The 13536-nt window shown below is 41.6% G+C and carries 6 protein-coding genes, 2 tRNA genes and 3 rRNA genes; 7 read left to right on the top strand and 4 right to left on the bottom strand.

The window, feature by feature from the left end:
* The first annotated feature begins 83 nt into the window (after nucleotides 1-83).
* A complete protein-coding gene (locus KO02_RS00545) occupies nucleotides 84-1637 on the top strand; it encodes a ribonuclease E/G (RefSeq protein WP_038694920.1) in 1554 nt (517 codons plus the stop codon).
* A 66-nt stretch (nucleotides 1638-1703) separates the two neighbouring features.
* Here the strand turns inward: KO02_RS00545 and miaA are convergent, their stop codons facing one another.
* The 3 genes from miaA to KO02_RS00530 are packed head-to-tail and all read right to left on the bottom strand — an operon-like array spanning nucleotide 1704 to nucleotide 4620.
* On the bottom strand, nucleotides 1704-2606 hold the full coding sequence (miaA, locus tag KO02_RS00540) for a tRNA (adenosine(37)-N6)-dimethylallyltransferase MiaA (RefSeq protein WP_081918272.1): 903 nt from the start codon (nucleotides 2604-2606) through the stop codon (nucleotides 1704-1706).
* Nucleotides 2603-3775 carry a Gfo/Idh/MocA family protein gene (locus KO02_RS00535; protein WP_038694918.1) on the bottom strand — a complete coding sequence of 391 codons (1173 nt, stop codon included), beginning with the start codon at nucleotides 3773-3775 and terminating at the stop codon, nucleotides 2603-2605. Before KO02_RS00535 ends, miaA begins: the two co-directional genes overlap by 4 nt.
* A gap of 56 nt (nucleotides 3776-3831) precedes the next feature.
* Nucleotides 3832-4620 (bottom strand): hypothetical protein, encoded by a 789-nt coding sequence (locus KO02_RS00530; protein ID WP_038694916.1) that lies wholly within the window; start codon nucleotides 4618-4620, stop codon nucleotides 3832-3834.
* Between the two features lie 91 nt (nucleotides 4621-4711).
* On the opposite strand from KO02_RS00530, the gene def reads away from it, so the two are divergent.
* Nucleotides 4712-5293, top strand: a complete 582-nt coding sequence (def, locus tag KO02_RS00525) for a peptide deformylase (protein ID WP_038694914.1) — start codon at nucleotides 4712-4714, stop codon at nucleotides 5291-5293.
* Between the two features lie 23 nt (nucleotides 5294-5316).
* Here def and KO02_RS00520 read toward each other — a convergent pair whose 3' ends face one another.
* Nucleotides 5317-5928, bottom strand: a complete 612-nt coding sequence (locus tag KO02_RS00520) for a trimeric intracellular cation channel family protein (RefSeq protein ID WP_038694912.1) — start codon at nucleotides 5926-5928, stop codon at nucleotides 5317-5319.
* A gap of 1702 nt (nucleotides 5929-7630) precedes the next feature.
* Between KO02_RS00520 and KO02_RS00505 the strand changes: the two genes are divergently transcribed.
* From KO02_RS00505 to rrf, 5 genes are all read left to right on the top strand, one after another.
* A 16S ribosomal RNA gene (locus KO02_RS00505) occupies nucleotides 7631-9160 on the top strand.
* Nucleotides 9161-9281: 121 nt separating this feature from the next.
* A tRNA-Ile gene (locus KO02_RS00500) sits at nucleotides 9282-9358 on the top strand.
* A gap of 11 nt (nucleotides 9359-9369) precedes the next feature.
* A tRNA-Ala gene (locus tag KO02_RS00495) sits at nucleotides 9370-9443 on the top strand.
* A 225-nt stretch (nucleotides 9444-9668) separates the two neighbouring features.
* Nucleotides 9669-12555: ribosomal RNA gene (locus tag KO02_RS00490) — 23S ribosomal RNA — on the top strand.
* A 111-nt stretch (nucleotides 12556-12666) separates the two neighbouring features.
* Nucleotides 12667-12778: ribosomal RNA gene (rrf, locus tag KO02_RS00485) — 5S ribosomal RNA — on the top strand.
* The 16S, 23S and 5S rRNA genes sit together here with 2 tRNA genes alongside, the layout of an rRNA operon.
* Nucleotides 12779-13536 lie beyond the last annotated feature (758 nt).

Raw genomic sequence — 13536 nt, 5'->3', positions numbered from 1 at the left:
TTATAAAAAACGTTCTTTAAGTGTTTAATCAGATACATTAGGATTAGCAGCGTATGTTAATTTGTATCGTAAATATGTAGCTGTTGGTAAAGGAATTAATTATCGATTCTACTCCTGAAAAAGGAGTTACTATTGCTTTGCTACAAGATAAGCAGCTTGTTGAACTAAATAGGGAAACGGTTAACAATAATTTTTCAGTTGGAGATATCTATCTTGGACGGATAAAAAAAATAATGCCGGGATTAAATGCAGCATTCGTAGACGTTGGATACGAAAAAGATGCTTTTCTCCACTATTTGGACTTAGGTCCTCAGGTTCAATCTTTGCTTAAACTTACTCGAATAGTAAAGAATGGCAGTTATCAAGAGAAACTGCTCAATAGTTTAAAACTTGAAAAAGACATCGATAAGGCCGGTAAGATATCTGATATCTTAAGCAAAAACATGCTTTTACCAGTTCAAATCGCAAAAGAACCAATATCAACAAAAGGACCTCGTTTGAGCTCCGATCTATCTATTGCAGGTAGATTTGTCGTACTGGTACCTTTTTCAAGTGCGGTTTCCATATCCAAACGAATCAAAGGAAGTAATGAACGTACTCGCCTTAAGAAGATTGTCGAAGGGATAAAACCTCCTAATTTTGGAGTGATTATTCGTACGGTTTCGGAAGGAAAGGGCGTAGACGAACTGCAAAAAGATTTATTGGATCTAATCTCTAAGTGGGAACTATTTACCAAGCGACTGCGGACAGCGGAACCTCCTCAAAAAGTATTAGGTGAAATGGATAGAGCTTCTACCATTCTACGTGATTTATTAACCGATGAATTTACACATATTCATGTAAATGACCCGGTTATATATGAAGAGACAAAATCCTATGTCCAAGACATCTCTCCTGATTTAGAAAAAATTGTAAAACTTTATAAACATAAAGAACCAATTTTTGACCACTTTGGGGTTGAGAAACAAATCAAAGCTGCTTTTGGAAAAACTGTTACATTGCAAGGTGGTGCCTATCTCGTAATCGAGCACACTGAGGCACTTCACGTTGTCGATGTAAATAGTGGTAATCGTTCTGCTAATAAAGAGAACCAAGAGGATAATGCACTCCTGGTTAATATGGAAGCAGCAAAAGAAATTGCGCGTCAATTGCGCTTAAGAGATATGGGAGGTATAGTTGTGGTCGATTTTATCGATATGCATAAACCAACCCATCGAAAAGAGCTATACAACTTTTTGAAAGAATGTATGGCGACGGATCGCGCGAGACACACAATATTGCCGCCAAGTAAATTTGGATTAGTGCAGATAACGCGTCAACGTGTTAGGCCAGAAATGAATATCGTTACAAATGAGAAATGTCCCGCTTGTGATGGTACTGGTGAAATCCGGTCGAGTATTGTCCTAATGGATGATATAGAAAATAATTTAAGTTTTATTCTTCAAGAACAAAATGAAAAAGGAATATCACTATGTGTGCATCCTTATATTGCCGCTTTCATTAAGTCAGGCTTTATTTCTAAAAGAATAAAATGGTTTTTGAAGTTTCAAAAATGGATCAAGGTTGTTCCAGTTACTTCATATTATTTAACTGAATTTCATTTCTTTAATACTAAAGACGAGGAAATTAAGTTATAATCGAAAGAAATTAAAAAGGGTTGATCCATACGGTCAACCCTTTTTCTGTTTATAAGAGTGTCGACTCTAGTCAATCCAATTAATCTTTATTCCGTCTTTTTCCATTTTACGAAAATAGGTCATCTGTCTTTTTGCATAGCGATGTATTTCAGTTTCTAGTTTTTTGTGAAAATCATCATATGTCAATTCACCTAAAAGATATTTGGAAACATATTTATATTCTAAACCATAGTATTGAAGTTCAGCATGGCTTATCCCTTTTTTGATAAGTGTTTGTACTTCTTGTATAAGACCGTCCTGTAATCGTTGGTCCAATCGATTTGATATTTTTTGTCTTCTTAGTGATACCTCTGGATTTAAACCGATTACAATGGAGTCAAGATTTTCGTTGGTGCTCAATGGGATGGTATTTGTTTTGAGCCATTCTAAGATTTCTATCCCACGGATGATTCTTTTCTTTGTCGATAGATCAATAAAAAAATCATGAGGCTTATCATATTGGGATAGACGGTTTAGGAGTTGGTCCATTTCGAAACCGTAAAGCCCCTCTTTAAAACCAGGTAGACTTGGAATCTGAGCGTATTTATTCCCTTGAATAACGCTTTGAATGTATAGGCCAGTGCCACCACACAATATGATTCGTTTTTTCTGAAGCAATAGGGATTGATAGATCTGTTGAAAGTCTGCTATGAACTGACCTAAATGATATTTTTCACCTGGTTCGCAAATATTGATAAGATGGTATGGAACATCGCCGTATTCGCATAGATCTTTGCCTGTGCCGATGTTCATATCTCGATATACCTGACGGGAGTCAGCACTAATGATCTCGGCTTTTATTTCTTTTGCTATTTTGACTGCTAATGCTGTTTTCCCAGAGGCAGTTGGCCCTAGAATAACAATAACTTTCTCCTTTGGCAGTTCTGACAATGCCAAAGGAGAAAGGAATAGTTGTTGTTTATTTATCACACAACAAATTTAGTCCATTTTTCAGAACCATTATTGTTATTTACAACATTTTCTATAAAAGCCATGCCCCTTACCCCTTCGTGTACCTGAGGGAAATCTTGCATTTCTGCTGTTGGTGTTCTACCTTCCAATTTTGCAGATACTGTTTGTGCAAAATTGCGGTATATATTACCGAATGATTCTAGTAATCCTTCAGGATGTCCCGCAGGAATACGTGTATTATGCGTAGCGAATGAACTTAATTGATTTGGATCACTGTATGCATTTCCAGTACGTAATGTTTGACGTGGTTCTCCCAACATTTTGACAATTAGATTGTTAGGGTCTTCGTTAGCCCATTCGAATCCACCATGCTCACCATAGATTCGGATTCGCAATGCATTTTCTTCACCTGCAGCTATTTGTGAAGCCCAAAGCATTCCTTTTGCACCTTCTTCAAAGCGTAATAAAACAGAACCATCGTCGTCTAGGTATCTTCCTTCTACAAATGAGGTTAAGTCTGCATTTACTTCAGTGATTTTAAGACCAGAGATATACTCGGCAAGGTGAGCCGCATGAACACCAATATCACCCATTGCTAATGACTTACCAGATTTAGTTGGGTCGGCACGCCATGCTGCACCTGCGTTTCCTTCGCGCTCTGTTAATTTACTCAACCATCCCTGAGGGTATTCCACAACAATTTTGCGGATTTTTCCGAAATGACCAGCCTTCACCATTGCTTTTGCCTGTTTTACCATGGGATAACCCGAGTATGTGTGCGTTAGGCATAGTGTTTTATTTGTACTTTTAACTATTTCTTCCAATGATTTAGCTTCCTCTAATGTTAAGGTCATTGGTTTTTCAATGACAACATTAAATCCATTTTCTAACGCCATCTTCGCGGGAGGATAATGCATGAAATTGGGTGTAACAATCGTTAGAAAATCCATGCGCTCATCTTCAGGAAGTTGACTTTCCTTTAAAATCATCTCTTCATAGTTGGCATAACAGCGATTTTCAGGAATGAATAAATCTTCAGCTGACTGTTTGTTAATTTCAGGATTGATACTAAATGAACCACATACGAGTTCGATTTTGCCATCCATATTTGCTGCGATACGGTGTACGGCTCCAATGAAAGCATCGTTGCCACCTCCGACCATACCCATTCGTAGTTTTCTCTTCATGATGATATATTTAATATTTTATGATTTAGATTAATGACAAGATACAAAAAATGATTTTATTTTATAGATTGAATCAGTTTTAGACTACCTAAATTTTCCTTTAAATAACCATTTGGAAATTCTTTTTGTAGTGCTGCATATTGTATCTCATCTTTTATGAGTGTTCTTGTCGTTCCATTGACCCAAAATTTGAGTGGTGGAATTTCTGATTTCTTGACAAAACCTATTTTTTCTAGCGTGGACTCTTGGCTCCAGTCTTTGTCCGTATAGGTCATGATGTCATTGGGTTGAAAATCTGAAACAAAAGCCTTTAACAATTTACTTATCCCCCCTACTACATTATAACCTAGTTTGTTGCAAAATCGAATCAATTCAAATGACCGGTAGTTTTCGATGTTTAGTTCGGGCATTTTCCTCCCTCCGCTAAATACTGCAAGTGAAATGAGCTCCCCATCTAAAAATAAACCATATCGGTATTTTCCAGGCATCGCCCCTTGTAAATGATTTTCCTCTAAAAAAAGTATGGTGTTTTTCTTATCTACACGAGCAACAACCGTATTTCTTGCGTATGCTTTCTTTTGATGAAGGGCTATTGCAAGTATTCTTTTTAAGATAATATCATATTTGCTCATTAAGACGTCTTCATCGATATGGACGGTCTTTTGCATTCCGCTTTTTATTCTTTCCTGGATATTGTGTCCGTAAAGATGAATTTTAAACGGTAAAATAGCACTTGTTATAATTGTGAAAAAAGGTTTTTTTTCGACAATAAGAACCTCTGGATGGAGAGCCTGCACTAATTGATCAAAAAAGCGCTGTTGTATTTGATTGTAAGAGTCCGTCATAGCAATCAACAAAAATATGATTTATTACATACAATGTCTGGTTTTCGAATGAATTTTAATGCTTACCTTTGTCCTTCTAAAAATAAAAAGTATGAAACTTCCAATTGTGGCTTACGGCGATCCAGTATTGCGTAAGGTAGCAGATGAAATAGATAAGGATTATCCAAACTTGAAGCAATTGATTGCTGATATGTTTGAGACGATGTATGCGGCAAATGGTGTTGGAATTGCAGCACCGCAAGTTGGTTTACCCATTCGTCTTTTTGTAATCGATGCGACTCCGTTTGCTGAAGATTCTGAAGATGAAAAAGAAGTTTTGAAAAATTTCAAAAAAGTATTTATTAATCCCATTATGGTTGAAGAATCAGGAGATAAGTGGGCTTTTAGTGAAGGATGTTTAAGTATTCCGGATATTAATGAAGACGTAATGAGACATCCCAATATTAAAATTAATTATTTGGATGAAAACTTCGAAGAACATGAGATTGATTTGACGGGGTTAGCAGCTCGCGTCGTGCAACATGAGTACGATCATATCGAAGGTAAGTTATTTACTGATAAGTTATCTTCTTTGAAGAAAACCATGTTGAAAAACAAATTGGATACCATTTCTAAGGGTATGGTTCGTGTTGGGTATAAAATGAAATTTCCATTTCTAAAGAAAAAGCGCTAATTACAATTAACGCTTTTTCTATTTTATCCACCTATTATGGGCAGTGAAAATCTATATTTCACGGCTAAGATTCTTACCATGAATACTAAGAGTGCGCTGATAAATGCATTTATGCCTTCGTCGACACCAAAATAGGCTAAACAGACAAATAGAATAGCTCCGGACAAGCAGGCTGTTGCATATATTTCTTTTCTGAAGATCAAGGGAGTCTCATTCATTAGCGTGTCACGTATAACCCCTCCCATTACAGCTGAAAACATGCCTAAAATGACTGCCGCTATAATGGAACTTTCGTACATAAGTGACTTTTGTAGTCCAACTATCGTGAAAAAGGCAATTCCCATGGCGTCAAAGAGAGTCAGTGTCCTAGAGAACTTGTCTAACTGATCGTTGAGGATAGCAGCGAGAAACACACCTATTAAGATAGCGATTAAGTAGTTGCCATCATCCACCCATATAGGACGTAAATTTAAACAGAAGTCACGTAATGATCCCCCACCTATTGCGGTTACAAATCCGGTGAATGTTGCCCCAAATATGTCAATTTTACGACGGTTGGCCGCCATTGCTCCTGAAATAGCAAAAAGCATGGTTCCTAATAAATCACTGAAGTATATATAATTGGTTGCCGTCATTTATGCCTATTGATTGATTTTGCAGTATGCATGCAAAGATATCATTTTTTGTAAAAGATTTAACTATGCGCATTTAGACACCCATTATAACTAAACTCTTTATATCGCGACAATACTGTCTATCGCCATATTAAGGTACTGCGGTATATCTTATGGTAAATTTGGATCTTATAATTTATATTGTATGGATTGACTTTATGGTTGTTGAACCTGAAGGTAAGAAAGCCGTTTTATCTCAGTTGGAGCATATGAAAGGTAGACTCATCATGCTGAAAGAGCGGATAAGTGCCTAAGTTGGCATGAAGACGTTGCATTGTCCATAGCAAGGTATTCATTTTCTTGCTTATGGACCTGTATATTTCAAGCTGATCCGTATTACGTTTATTGTTACTGTCTAAGGGAGCTTAGTAAGCAGGTAGCATCTTATATACATATAGGTAATTAATACAGGAACACTAGAGCTTTAATAGAGGGTTTATAGAGGGTTCCTAGAGGTAAACCTCTAGAATTACTCTATTAAAGCTCTCCAATAATCGGGTTAATAGCGAAGATTATATCAAGATGTACCAATCCATTGATCTACCCGATATTTACTTAGAGCCTATTCTTCCTATTTAATTGCTTTGTCATTACTAGCGTCCATTTTCTTTCCGAAACTCTGTTGGTCCCTTATCTGTTTATTCTTTGTCGTTATTAGTATGCATCCTCGTGAAATCCCCATCACATAGGAGCACCAGTGGGTTCCATTTACAATAGCCGGACGATGGATCATGTTCTGTAATCTAATGGGCGAGGCTGCCATTCATAATGGATAAGCAGCAAAAAGTGTTTTCAACTGTTGAATCGGTGGGTGTCATTTCGTTTTACACCCAATTGTCGAACCTTTTAATCTAATGGTTTTAATCTAGAGCCAAAAAGAGCCAATTATTGATAACGCCTATAGTAGGTTATTAATAGCAAGTATATAAGTGCACCTATATATAAGTACCCGTATATATAAAGGGAGTAAAACATTTACGATATACCCCAGTACATTCAGTATGTGTTCGTAGAATGGATAGCCCGTGGATTCGATACAATCAAAGATTTGGCCAGTATTGAAAAAAAGAGCCTACCGAATAATAGTAAAGTATTGATTCATCGTATCCGACATGCAGAATCGGCCTTAAAGACATCATATTCCCTGATAATGGGCCTCTATGCGGTTCCTTCAAAAAATAAATCATCCAATGATACAGCAAGTTAACCTCTTCCTCAATAAATAAGCAAGAAAACGTTTGGAAGTGAATATAAAAATGGTCTATCTTTGCACCACTCCGCAAGGGAGGAACGGTCGGTTCGAAAGAGCTGACAATGAAAAAAAGAGGGTCTATGTTATTTAGACGCAGAAATCGAAAAGGTCTCCAAAAATAAATTTTCACATTTATTTTGGATATACCAAAAAGATCTCTACCTTTGCAGTCCCAACGGAAACGAAGGGAATCAAAAACAAGATCGATAACGGCGCAATGCCGACATCATATAGCCGAAGCGAGATGCGGAAGCGGAAAAAGTTCTTTAAAAATATAATCATGTAACGTAACGAGTAGTGTTGAGAAACGACGAAAGTTAAAAAAAATCAACCTGTTCAATTTTAGAATCAGAAATAAAATACAAGACAATTCTATTTATTATAAATAGTCTTGATCTTACACTTCATTTTACAATGGAGAGTTTGATCCTGGCTCAGGATGAACGCTAGCGGCAGGCCTAATACATGCAAGTCGGACGGGATTCGGGGAGTAGCTTGCTACGAACCGATGAGAGTGGCGCACGGGTGCGTAACGCGTGAGCAACCTACCCATATCTGGGGGATAGCCTCTCGAAAGAGAGATTAACACCGCATAACATCATTGAGTGGCATCACTCGATGATCAAATATTCATAGGATATGGATGGGCTCGCGTGACATTAGCTAGTTGGAGAGGTAACGGCTCACCAAGGCTACGATGTCTAGGGGCTCTGAGAGGAGAATCCCCCACACTGGTACTGAGACACGGACCAGACTCCTACGGGAGGCAGCAGTAAGGAATATTGGTCAATGGAGGCAACTCTGAACCAGCCATGCCGCGTGCAGGATGACTGCCCTATGGGTTGTAAACTGCTTTTGTCAGGGAATAAACCTACTTACGTGTAAGTAGCTGAATGTACCTGAAGAATAAGGATCGGCTAACTCCGTGCCAGCAGCCGCGGTAATACGGAGGATCCAAGCGTTATCCGGATTTATTGGGTTTAAAGGGTGCGTAGGCGGTCCTATAAGTCAGTGGTGAAAGACGGCAGCTTAACTGTCGCAGTGCCTTTGATACTGTAGGACTTGAATCTATTTGAAGTGGGCGGAATAAGACAAGTAGCGGTGAAATGCATAGATATGTCTTAGAACTCCGATTGCGAAGGCAGCTCACTAAGTTAGCATTGACGCTGATGCACGAAAGCGTGGGGATCAAACAGGATTAGATACCCTGGTAGTCCACGCCCTAAACGATGATAACTCGATGTTTGCGATACACAGTAAGCGTCCAAGCGAAAGCGTTAAGTTATCCACCTGGGGAGTACGGTCGCAAGATTGAAACTCAAAGGAATTGACGGGGGCCCGCACAAGCGGAGGAGCATGTGGTTTAATTCGATGATACGCGAGGAACCTTACCCGGGCTTGAAAGTTAGTGAATGATCCAGAGACGGATCAGTCCTTCGGGACACGAAACTAGGTGCTGCATGGCTGTCGTCAGCTCGTGCCGTGAGGTGTTGGGTTAAGTCCCGCAACGAGCGCAACCCCTATGTTTAGTTGCCAGCGAGTTATGTCGGGGACTCTAAACAGACTGCCTGTGCAAACAGTGAGGAAGGTGGGGACGACGTCAAGTCATCATGGCCCTTACGTCCGGGGCTACACACGTGCTACAATGGATGGTACAGCGGGCAGCTACATAGCAATATGATGCTAATCTCTAAAAGCCATTCACAGTTCGGATTGAGGTCTGCAACTCGACCTCATGAAGTTGGATTCGCTAGTAATCGCGTATCAGCAATGACGCGGTGAATACGTTCCCGGGCCTTGTACACACCGCCCGTCAAGCCATGAAAGTTGGGGGTACCTAAAGCATGTAACCGCAAGGAGCGTGTTAGGGTAAAACCGATAATTGGGGCTAAGTCGTAACAAGGTAGCCGTACCGGAAGGTGCGGCTGGAATACCTCCTTTCTAGAGCATTCAAGATTGAAGCTCGTTACGTATACACATGATTTATATTAAGAAACAAAAAGAAACATTTGAAGAAATGTGCCCATCCCTGTAGGATGGTCCAGAGAGAGAATGATAAGCTAGTCCCGTAGCTCAGTTGGTTAGAGCACTACACTGATAATGTAGGGGTCAGCAGTTCAAATCTGCTCGGGACTACCATAAAACGATACGGGGAATTAGCTCAGCTGGCTAGAGCACCTGCCTTGCACGCAGGGGGTCATCGGTTCGACTCCGATATTCTCCACAGGTCTGCCCGAACACCAAGATATTGTGTTCATTATAAGGGCGACAAAGAGTTCTTTGACATATTGAAAGAAAAAAATTACAAGAGAAGACAACAGTAGAGACAATACTGTGATGTGTTCGATGTATTATGAAGACCCTCGGTCAAGGCCGAACGGATTAATGCGTAGCATCATGGTTATATATATCAAAAAGCAACCCATAGTAGCAAAAGGGCTATGAGGTGAAGAAAGTAAATAAGGGCACACGGGGGATGCCTAGGCTCTCAGAGGCGATGAAGGACGTGATAAGCTGCGATAAGCTTCGGGGATCAGCAAATGTGAGTTCGATCCGAAGATTTCCGAATGGGGCAACCTAGCATACTGAAGGTATGTTGTATAATACGCGAACGCGCTGAACTGAAACATCTAAGTAGGCGTAGGAGAAGAAAATAATAATGATTTCCCAAGTAGTGGCGAGCGAACGGGAAAGAGCCCAAACCATTGATGTTACGGCATCAGTGGGGTTGTAGGGCTGCGAAGTGGCATTAGCAAACAGAAGTGGAATGGGATGGGAAGCCCAGCTATAAACGGTGATAGCCCGGTACACGTATAGAATGCTAGCCTAGCAGTACCCTGAGTACCGCGGGGTCGGAGACGCCCTGTGGGAATCTGTCAGCACCATCTGATAAGGCTAAATACTCCTGAGAGACCGATAGTGAACTAGTACCGTGAGGGAAAGGTGAAAAGAACCTCGAACAGAGGAGTGAAAAGAACCTGAAACCGTGTGCTTACAAGCGGTCGGAGCTGCCAGGTGCAGTGACGGCGTGCCTTTTGCATAATGAGCCTACGAGTTACTCTTGTCTGGCAAGGTTAAGTGGTTCAGCCACGCAGCCGAAGCGAAAGCGAGTCTTAATAGGGCGCATAGTCAGATGAGGTAGACGCGAAACCTTGTGATCTACCCTTGGGCAGGTTGAAGTTGCAGTAACATGTAATGGAGGACCGAACCGATAAACGTTGAAAAGTTTTCGGATGACCTGAGGGTAGGGGTGAAAGGCTAATCAAACTGGGAAATAGCTCGTACTCCCCGAAATGTTTTTAGGAACAGCGTCGGCATAGAGTCTTATAGAGGTAGAGCTACCGATTGGGTGCGGGGGAGTCAAATCCTACCAAATCCAGACGAACTCCGAATGCTATAAGATATGGCCGGCAGTGAGGCTTTGGGTGCTAAGGTCCAAGGCCGAGAGGGAAAGAACCCAGACCATCAGCTAAGGTCCCTAAATATACGCTAAGTTGAACTAACGAGGTCCGGTTGCCTAGACAGCTAGGATGTTGGCTTGGAAGCAGCCATTCATTTAAAGAGTGCGTAACAGCTCACTAGTCGAGCGGCCGGGCGTGGATAATAAACGGGCATCAAGTGTATTACCGAAGCTATGGATTTGTATCATTAGATACATCTGGTAGGGGAGCATTCTATTTACGGTGAAGCGATCTGGTAATGGGTCGTGGAGTGCATAGAAAAGCAAATGTAGGCATAAGTAACGATAAGGCGGGTGAGAAACCCGCCCACCGAAAGACTAAGGTTTCCTGATCAACGCTAATCGGATCAGGGTTAGTCGGGGCCTAAGGCGCATCCGAAGGGAGCAAGCCGATGGACAACTGGTCAATATTCCAGTACTTTTTATAACTGCGATGTGGTGACGGAGTAGTGACACTGCCGCGAACTGACGGAATAGTTCGTTGAAAGGCGTAGGTATAGGGACGGTAGGCAAATCCGCCGACCCTGCTGAAACCCAATAGTACAGCAAAGCTTCGGCGGCGTTGATAGAGCAGGTAAACAGACTTCCAAGAAAACCCGCTAAGCTTCAGGTTATAAAAACCCGTACCGTAAACCGACACAGGTAGTCGAGGAGAGAATCCTAAGGTGCTCGAGTGAATCATGGCTAAGGAACTCGGCAAAATGGCCCTGTAACTTCGGGAGAAGGGGCGCTTCCTCCAGCAATGGAGAAGCCGCAGTGAAAAGGCCCAGGCGACTGTTTAACAAAAACATATGGCTTTGCAAAATCGAAAGATGAAGTATAAGGCCTGACACCTGCCCGGTGCTGGAAGGTTAAGAGGGGATGTCATCGTAAGAGAAGCATTGAATCGAAGCCCCAGTAAACGGCGGCCGTAACTATAACGGTCCTAAGGTAGCGAAATTCCTTGTCGGGTAAGTTCCGACCTGCACGAATGGTGTAACGATCTGGGCGCTGTCTCAGCCATGAGCTCGGTGAAATTGTGGTATCGGTGAAGACGCCGATTACCCGCAACGGGACGGAAAGACCCCATGCACCTTCACTATAGCTTAACATTGGAATTGGGTACAGGATGTGTAGGATAGGCGGGAGATGTTGAAGTGGCTTCGCTAGGAGTCATGGAATCAACCTTGAAATACCGCCCTTTCTGTATCCGGTTTCTAACTCGGTTATATCGAGGACATTGTTTGGTGGGTAGTTTGACTGGGGTGGTCGCCTCCAAAAAGGTAACGGAGGCTTTCAAAGGTAAGCTCAGTACGCTTGGTAACCGTACGAGGAGTGCAATGGCATAAGCTTGCTTGACTGTGAGACCAACAAGTCGAACAGGGTCGAAAGACGGACATAGTGATCCGGTGGTTCTGTATGGAAGGGCCATCGCTCAAAGGATAAAAGGTACGCTGGGGATAACAGGCTGATCTCCCCCAAGAGCTCATATCGACGGGGAGGTTTGGCACCTCGATGTCGGCTCGTCACATCCTGGGGCTGGAGAAGGTCCCAAGGGTTGGGCTGTTCGCCCATTAAAGTGGCACGCGAGCTGGGTTCAGAACGTCGCGAGACAGTTCGGTCCCTATCTGTTGTGGGCGTTGGAAGTTTGAGTGGATCTGTCCTTAGTACGAGAGGACCGGGATGGACTGACCGCTGGTAAACCAGTTATGCCGCCAGGTGTACGGCTGGGTAGCTACGTCGGGAATAGATAAGCGCTGAAAGCATCTAAGTGCGAAACTAGCCACGAGATGAGACTTCCTTATAGGGCCGTAGAAGACTACTACGTCGATAGGTTGCAGGTGTAAAGGTAGAGATACCATAGCTGAGCAATACTAATCACCCGAAGCTTTCTCAAGCAACGCAGACACTGTTGTCTTCCTCTTTTAGTTTTTCTTTCAATTGTCTATAGATCAGATGGTCACTTTATCCATAATGGATAGTGTTGCTATATTCTGATAACCTTATTTTAGGCGCCTATATCGGCGGTGTCTACCTCTTCCCATTCCGAACAGAGAAGTCAAGCCCGCCAGAGCCGATGGTATTGCCGTAACAGGTGGGAGAGTAGGTCGGTGCCTTTTTTTATACAGAAGCCCTTGCAGGATAGCAAGGGCTTTTTTGTGTTCCGTATTTTCTGGGGGAGAGCACGGCCGGACCGGACATCACCCAGCAACCGATGGCCTTGCCTCAAAACACTGCAATGGACTGGAAATTAGGTCGGTACCATTTCCTGGCAGTTATCGGTGACCATCCCAGGGTCACGTTCTCTTGGACACATTATCCGATATCTCTGTCTTTTATATATTACTAAGGTCGATTTTAGATTCTCAAAATATGATTACGGTGCATGAAATGGGAGATGTTTTACATAGATCCGGATAAAATGAGTGTAACTTCAGGAGATTATATGTTCAAAATTAGTATCAAAAAAATTTCAAGGATAATCATACACACAATGTGCGTTAGCCAAACTATGCTTGAGTGATGATTGTCGGAAGTAGTTTATAACGGTTGACTTTAGTTGTCGAATGAATGTGAGTGACAAAGGAAATTTTATCTATTAAATGCTAAGTCAGTCGATACGTGCCTGAATAAAATTTAGAGTATTGCTGATTTCCATAGTGTTAACGATTATGTGTTATGGTGTTGTTATAAAAATTTCTGAATAATTTTTCAAGGATAGACCAAATGCGATATATTAAAATGCATCTACATGCTCCTAAAGCCTAGGAGCATGCGTCTCTATGAGAGCAGTTTATCTCATGGAGATCTCTGTTCGGAATGATATCTGCTGTTTTGGCTAAGTTTTGCATCCATATCGATTAACGTAGACTATTTG

It is taken from the genome of Sphingobacterium sp. ML3W (assembly GCF_000747525.1).
In the GTDB taxonomy this organism is placed as follows: Bacteria; Bacteroidota; Bacteroidia; order Sphingobacteriales; family Sphingobacteriaceae; genus Sphingobacterium.
This window is presented reverse-complemented; position numbering and strand designations above follow the sequence as displayed.

Excerpts from the sequence above, each read along its gene's own strand:
- KO02_RS00535 (WP_038694918.1), bottom strand. The coding sequence starts at position 3,775 with ATGAAGAGAAAACTACGAATGGGTATGGTCGGAGGTGGCAACGATGCT.
- KO02_RS00530 (WP_038694916.1), bottom strand. The coding sequence starts at position 4,620 with ATGACGGACTCTTACAATCAAATACAACAGCGCTTTTTTGATCAATTA.
- def (WP_038694914.1), top strand. The coding sequence starts at position 4,712 with ATGAAACTTCCAATTGTGGCTTACGGCGATCCAGTATTGCGTAAGGTA.
- KO02_RS00520 (WP_038694912.1), bottom strand. The coding sequence starts at position 5,928 with ATGACGGCAACCAATTATATATACTTCAGTGATTTATTAGGAACCATG.